General features: G+C 44.1%; 2 protein-coding genes and 1 pseudogene. All 3 read left to right on the forward strand.

Annotation, left to right across the window (positions count from 1 at the left end):
• Window positions 1-167: 167 nt before the first annotated feature.
• The gene (locus tag L2755_RS15390) at window positions 168-3,578 is read left to right on the forward strand and encodes a hypothetical protein (protein WP_248981564.1); all 3,411 of its coding nucleotides are present in this window, start codon (window positions 168-170) and stop codon (window positions 3,576-3,578) included.
• A 390-nt stretch (window positions 3,579-3,968) separates the two neighbouring features.
• Window positions 3,969-6,284 (forward strand): hypothetical protein, encoded by a 2,316-nt coding sequence (locus L2755_RS15395; RefSeq protein WP_248981565.1) that lies wholly within the window; start codon window positions 3,969-3,971, stop codon window positions 6,282-6,284.
• A gap of 532 nt (window positions 6,285-6,816) precedes the next feature.
• Window positions 6,817-7,156 (forward strand): annotated as a pseudogene (locus tag L2755_RS15400) (transposase); the annotation flags it as partial.

The raw sequence follows: 7,156 nt of genomic DNA on the forward strand, positions 1-7,156 counted from the left end.
TTACGTTACAACCTGTATCGAAACTGTATTAATAACCCACTTCAAAGCCCTGCGTTAACACATAACAAGCTGATTTTATTGCTTGTTAATTCGTGGCGTGTTTCTTGCTTTTTTGATGTTACTCAGAATTAAAACCGAAAGCATGATGAGATAAAGGTGAGTTAGCTATGGATAATTATATTCAATTAGTAATCGGAAAATTAACCTGCTTTAGTTTAATTAAGCATAGACGTAGTCTACAGCGTAAGAGATTAACGCCTCTTATTATTGCTCTTTTTTTGTTCTTTCCGATAAATTCTGTACATGCAGTAGGCGGTGATTTCTCGCTCGACTTTACTGCTTCCGCCCCACTAAGCTACGACCATAACACTGGTGGCGGTGCCTATAATGACAGAACTGTAGGAAGGGATAAGGACATTGTGGAGTCATTGGAAGGCGGTGATTATGCCTGTGGTGATACTGTCAGTTTTCTTACTCTGGTAAGTGTTGATTCATCAGGTGATGATAATCAAACCATAGAACTGGATTTTGAATTTACCGCTCACTCTACCGGCCAACAAGGGGTCGCATTGAGTGACGTTACGGGTTATAAAATAAATTATTTCGCAGATTTATTATCATCACCCGCACCTATCCCAGATACCGCCATTAATACCCTAGTCGATAAAAGTACAATAACTGAAAAAGATAAAAGTGTAGGTACCTTATTTAAAAAGAAATCTACCTTGGAAGCGACGTACGCGGTGGATAATTTAGACGCTGGTGACGAGGTTGTGGTGCGTGTCGATGTGTTAATTTCCTGTGATTTTGGTTCATCACCTACGGGGAATATGCAGGCACGTTTAGCTGGCTCTCGAGTCACTCATATTGGTATTGATACTAATGGCGAACCAATTCCGGTTAATGGCCGAAGCAGCAGGATCGCTGGTGGTGATCAAACCGTGCCCTTTAAAAATGTCAATCAAATAGAACAACCTATGCTGATATTGGAGAAAACAGTTACCACAAGTAACGGCGATTGTTCAGCAGGAGTTGAAACCTTATATATTGACTTAAATGATGAGGTTAAATATTGCTATAAAATTACAAATACTGCGGTTAGTGCACCATTATTAAACCTAAAACTTGATGATGATAATGCGACACCATTATTGTCAGGTGATGATCTAATAAATATCTTGATTAACGGCTTAACTGATGAAGATGGAGACAGTGATTTGGACGATTTGGCTGCCGGCCAATTCGCTACAGCCGAAGTATTGAAAACCTTTACCGATCCCAATCAAATTGGTCAGATGATAATCAATACGGCTGTGGCAACGGCAGATAATGCCAGCGATGCTGATACTGCAGAAGTTCGAATTAACGCGTTCCCCGTTGTCTCTATCGATATCACTAAGTTAGTGAGCGTGGATGGCGGGACAAATTATTTCGATGCCAACGATAGTGCCAACGCAGTTTCTGCCGTCTTAGGTACAGACATATTTTACAAATTTATTATTAAAAATACTGGTGAAGCACGGTTAGTTGATCTATTTGCATTAGATCCTGATTTGGTCGTTAATTTTAATATCGAGCAGCTTACTTCAGGAGTTGGATTGGGCGTTGGCGAACAAGTGGTTATTGACAGCGGTATCTTACCTCTATTAAGGCTAGACAATGGCTGTAGTTCAATCGGTAATGTCACTAATATTGCTAAAATCATAGGTACTTTCGCTCTCACAAATGTGCAAATACAAGATACAGATCCGGCAGTAGTTAATTGTATTGCCGAATCTTTATTGATTAAAAAAGAAGTGAGTGTTGACGGTGGCAATATCTATAACGATGCTAATACTGGCGATGACGCTCCCGTGATTGCCTTGGGTGAAGGGGCGATATATCGCATCACTGTGACCAATAATGGTAGTGAGGACATTATTAATGCACTATTAAATGATACAACCCTAGGGATTGTTAACTACCCGCTAGGCACCATCAACGCAGGCCAGATAATTATTCTCACCGAAAGTAACATTGTACAGCTGGATCAGGCGGAGCTTTGCCAAGTGCCTGGTGATATCAATAACACGGCAACGGCGAATGGCGAATCACAACCAACAACAAATCCCTTATCTGCCAGTGACTCAGCCTTTGTGCGTTGTGTATCTGAACAAATTTCACTGCTCAAAGAAATTCGTGTTGAAGGAGGAGAATATTCAGATGCCAATGATAGTAACTCAGCCCCTGCAGCAGCAGTTGGAGATGGAGCCGAATATAGGATAACTTTGACCAATAAAGGGACAACAATTATAACTAATATTGTACTGAACGACCCTGCACTTAATATTGTCAATTATGATGTTACCCCACTTCTTAATAACCAAGAGTTTAATCCCGGTGATGTATTAGTGCTAACTTCTGGAAATATAGCGGCATTAAAACAAACTAACTTATGCCTAAACAGCACAGATTTCGTCAACATAGCAACAGTTAATGGCGTATCACAGGGAACATTAAATGCGGTCAGTGATAGCGACCCTGCCGTGTTGAGGTGCTTCACTGAAGGCATTAGACTCGTCAAAGAAGTGAGTGTCGATGGCGGTGATAGTTACCATGATGCCAACGATGATGCTAATGCGCCTAATCTAGATGTCGGCGCCGGCGCCCTCTATAAAATCACTTTAACCAATATTGGCAGTGCGATACTGGATAACATTGTGTTAAATGATCTAACCTTGGGCATCGTTGATTTTGCAGTTAGCGGTACTCTGGCACCCGGAGCAAGCAGAGTACTTGATCGTGGAACCGTTACCGAACTTTATCAAGCGCAACTTTGTGATGCCGCCGGTTTTTATACCAATATTGCCAGTATTTCGGCGCAATCGGTACCAACCAACAACCCACTAAACGACACCGACAATGCAGTGGTTAATTGCATTGGTGAGACTGCTGGTTTGTTGATTATCGATGAAGACGGTATCGATAATAACTTGATTTATTGGCTCGGTAATGTCAATCGTCGCCGTGCTAATAATGGTGAAGAGTTTACCGCCGATGAAGTCAACGATCAGATACCGGGTAAAAGCCAAAGAGCACCGCTGCCATTTTTTGTTGATAACATTGGCAACAAGTATCATTTATTTACCGGTCAGGTAGGCGATGAAGGCTGGTTCGCACCGCAAGCAGTGCCGGGCAGCTGGGGCAGCATACATAATTATATTAATGGTGTCATTGAACAGGGAAGCCTTGATAAAATAAGCGATGTCACCCCACTTCGAGCCACAGGATTAAAACTACTCGAAGGTGGCCGTTATTGTGCCATTGTCTATGATAGCGATATTAGTATTAACTACGATCCATTAAATGGGAACTTACAAGGCGAAACCTTAGGCATTGCAGCATTTTATGTTGAAATGGACGGCGTCAATAAACTCAGTCGATTCTCTTCATCTATACTACCTACTGTGTTGATAACGGTACTCGACCCTGACACTGTATGTCATGGTGAACTTCGCTTGCTAACGATGCCAAAACCACCTACGTCATCAGAGCCTTTCGATATTGACCCTGATAATCCAAGTGGTGGTTATCAATAACCAAACCTGCATCAAGGGAGTCATCAATATGACTCCCTCTTACTCAGCATTAATAGGGATAATCAATTTATAAAGGTTATTAATAATTCGAGCTTGAAATATAAATTAAAACAAGCTCTTAGTTAAGTGGATCGAGCCATGTATGGCTATATTTATCTTGGCCCAAGTCAGGCGTGTTAAATATCACACACTCTTTCTAGCTAGTTATTAAGCTGTTTCATATTCGAAACATAATAAGTAATTGATTTATAATAGGTTAATAGTAAGTGTCGTGTATTCGTTACAACTCTCAACTTGTTGTTTTTCAAGCCTTTGAAATTTAAGGCTAAAATCTTGGCATTAACTATGTAGTAGTTACATCACAATTGCGATTGTTGAGGTAACAAAATTATGAAACTCCCTCGTAAACCTAGATGTTCAATCTTGGCTATGTTCACAGCGCTAGCCGCTGGCATCCCGATGGTGGCTAGCGCCTTATCGGGCGCTATTTTTACCACCACAGATGATGGTGGCATAGTCAATGAAAATGTGAGGTATACCAGTAAGCTTGAGGTCTATCTCGACGGTGGACCTAAGATGAATGCCCCGGCTACTGCCGCGGCGCTGCCCGATGGTAACTATTATTTTCAGGTCACCGATCCTAGCGGTAAAGACTTACTGTCTCGCGATCACATCAGCTGCCGTGAAATTAAAATTGAAAACGGTGTCATTACCGAGTATCTGGGGGCTTCCGGCCTCAATTTCGTCAAGAAACAAGGTTCTTGGCAGGCCGTGTCATGTACTCAATATCCAACCAATGGCAACAAGACCATGGCTGTACACGAGTTCAATCCAGATATAGATCATGGCGGCGACCCTCTCTACGCCATGGTGATCCAGCTCTATCCCTATGACGATACACCCAATAAGGGCGGCGTCTACAAGGCCTGGATCACGCCTGTTGCTGCCTATGATCCAGTCAATGATTTCTCTGATTCAGGCGGTATGGGCGCGGCTAACCAACCCAATCAGGAAGGTTATCAGGCGGGAAACTTTCATGGATTTATTCCCCGTTATGCCAAAACCGATAACTTTAAGGTGAAGGAGAAAAAGCCCCAATTCGGTATCATAGCGGTGCGTAATTACCATGACGCTAACCTAAACTGTCGTCTGGATCTGGGTGAGAAGTTTATCTGGCAATGGGAATACGGCATCGAAGACGGCTTGGGGGTGCGTAATGCTGATAGCACCAACGATGAGTCCGGCGGTGACCCATCGACTATCCTGCTTAAGGAAGCGCTGGGACAGTTGAATGATACCTGGATTTTAGATCACTTCCGTTGGACTGAAGCTAAGGATAAGAACCTCAATAGTGACTACTTCACCACGTCCGGTTATGTTCATGCTTATCAGCCGTTCACCTCTCTCAATAGCGGCCCAGAGGATCCTAATCTATGGGATGGTGACGATGTTAATGATTATATCGCGCGTTTTACCATGATCATGCCCTGTCCCGATCTGTTCGATGATGGCTTAAGCCCACAAACGGCCAATGAGTTTTCCAGCTTTATCGCCGCCGACCTCGGTGTCGTAGCGAGTACCAATAGCGATCCGCAGATCACCCTCACCTTAGGTCAGGTGGGCTTCGCGGATATAGAGGTGACCAAGATCTTCGATACCAATGGTAACGGCATGCAAGATCAAGGCGAAGTAGGGATCGCCAACTGGCCGGTGAGATTAACATATGCACCTAGCCTGTTGGAATCCAATGGCGGCCCGATCCCAGATACCATCAGCTCGGTGGCTACCCCCGTTCTCTATCAAGAACTTGTCGACCGCTTCGGATTAACATCCGATCCTCTGCTTGTAGCAGGTATAGCCAATAGGGTGACAGATAGCGATGGTAAGGTCACGTTACAGGTATTGCTACCCAATGGTTACGGCGATGCACCGCTTACTCAGTATCCAACGGATAACTATCGAATCGAGGAGGCCACAGCCGCTGGCTGGATGGCCACCTCTACCGTCATGGTTGACTTCGATGTTCGCTCCGAAGCCTCGGGCAGCGATGGCCGACTGACACCCATCATGGGTAATGCCTATCTCGACGACAGCAATACTCCATTTAGCGGTGCCGACTTCACCAACATCTGTTTCAACGAGGTGAGCTTCGGTACTAAGGGTTATTGGCATAATAAAAACGGTCTAGGCGAGATGATGACCGACTTTATCACCAGTTATATTAATACCTTAGATCCCTATAACAGTGAGACCAGTTATTTTGGCAAGGGGGATGAGCCCTTCGATGGTATGTTCACCAATGGCGATCCCGTCGCGGCGGCCTATAAAAATGATAGCATTTCTGCCGGCGTCTCGGCCGGAGCTGGCACGCCTAAGGCAGAGGTATCTCACTTCCTGATAGACAGCAATGGCGGTGGTGATCCCAAAGAGCAATTAGCCCAACAGTTATTGGCATTTCTGTTCAATATTGAGTATCGCTTAGGTGGCGATGCCATGGTAATGCTACCGGGTGGGGGAACCATGTCGACGGCCGACATCGTTGCCGCAGCCATCACCGCATGGCAAGGCGCTAATGCCGCCGACCAAGAACACTATAAGACCCTGCTCGACACCTTTAACAATATGAAGGTTGCAGATGGCAATGGGGTTAAATTTGTTCCCAGTGATCCGGCAAATTGCCCACCGCTACCCAATGGTTTTGAGTAAGGTTTTAGTGTTGGAACTAAGGTAACCGATGGAATAGATGTTGAGGATTCTTGACGTTACAGATTAAGTTTATATAAATCTAGCAGAGGTCATAACCATATGACCTCTGCTTATTCACTTAATAGACTTTGGCTACAACTTTCTCGCTTCCCCAAAACTTGTTAGCCTACGAATGAAGACTGATTACATTTTGTGTTGTTGGGTCGAGGTTATATTGGTATTTGGTAGATGCTTGAAGGTCGTACCTTCATTGTCACTTATAGCCTGCGGCTCGCTAATGTGCACTCTTTATTGCGAGAGGGTTCTGCGAGTCGCTGCAAGTCCGTCCATGGAAGCTCTGCGATTTCATCCCTGAAATCGAAGCTGCAGCCGTATCTACACTGGTGGTTTAACAAGGAAATACACTAAGACGAAATACACTAAGACAGCCATCATTAAAATACACTAAAAATACACTAAGACAGCCATCATTAATGGCGCGTGTTAATACCTCCGGCTAAGCTTGATTGATGAGTATCAGTAGGAGCTCACTATGCCCCGTCCAAGAAGAACACTAATCAGCATCGAAGACACGCCATATTACCATTGCTGTAGCCGAGTAGTGCGGCGAGCGTTTTTGTGTGGTGATGATAAGTACACCGGGAAAAACTATGACCACCGTCGAGGTTGGGTTGAAACGCAAATATTGAAGCTTACTGAGGTGTTTGCTATTGATGTCGCAGCTTACGCAGTGATGAATAATCATCTTCATATTGTGCTGTATATCGATGTAGACAAGGTGAATCAATGGTCAGATAGGGATGTTGTTGAACAATGGCACAAGTGCTTTAACGGTACAGCACTTACCCAAAAGTTTGCTAAAGGTGAAGTGA

Origin of the sequence: Shewanella abyssi (assembly GCF_023284025.1) — a bacterium.
GTDB lineage: Bacteria > Pseudomonadota > Gammaproteobacteria > Enterobacterales > Shewanellaceae > Shewanella > Shewanella abyssi.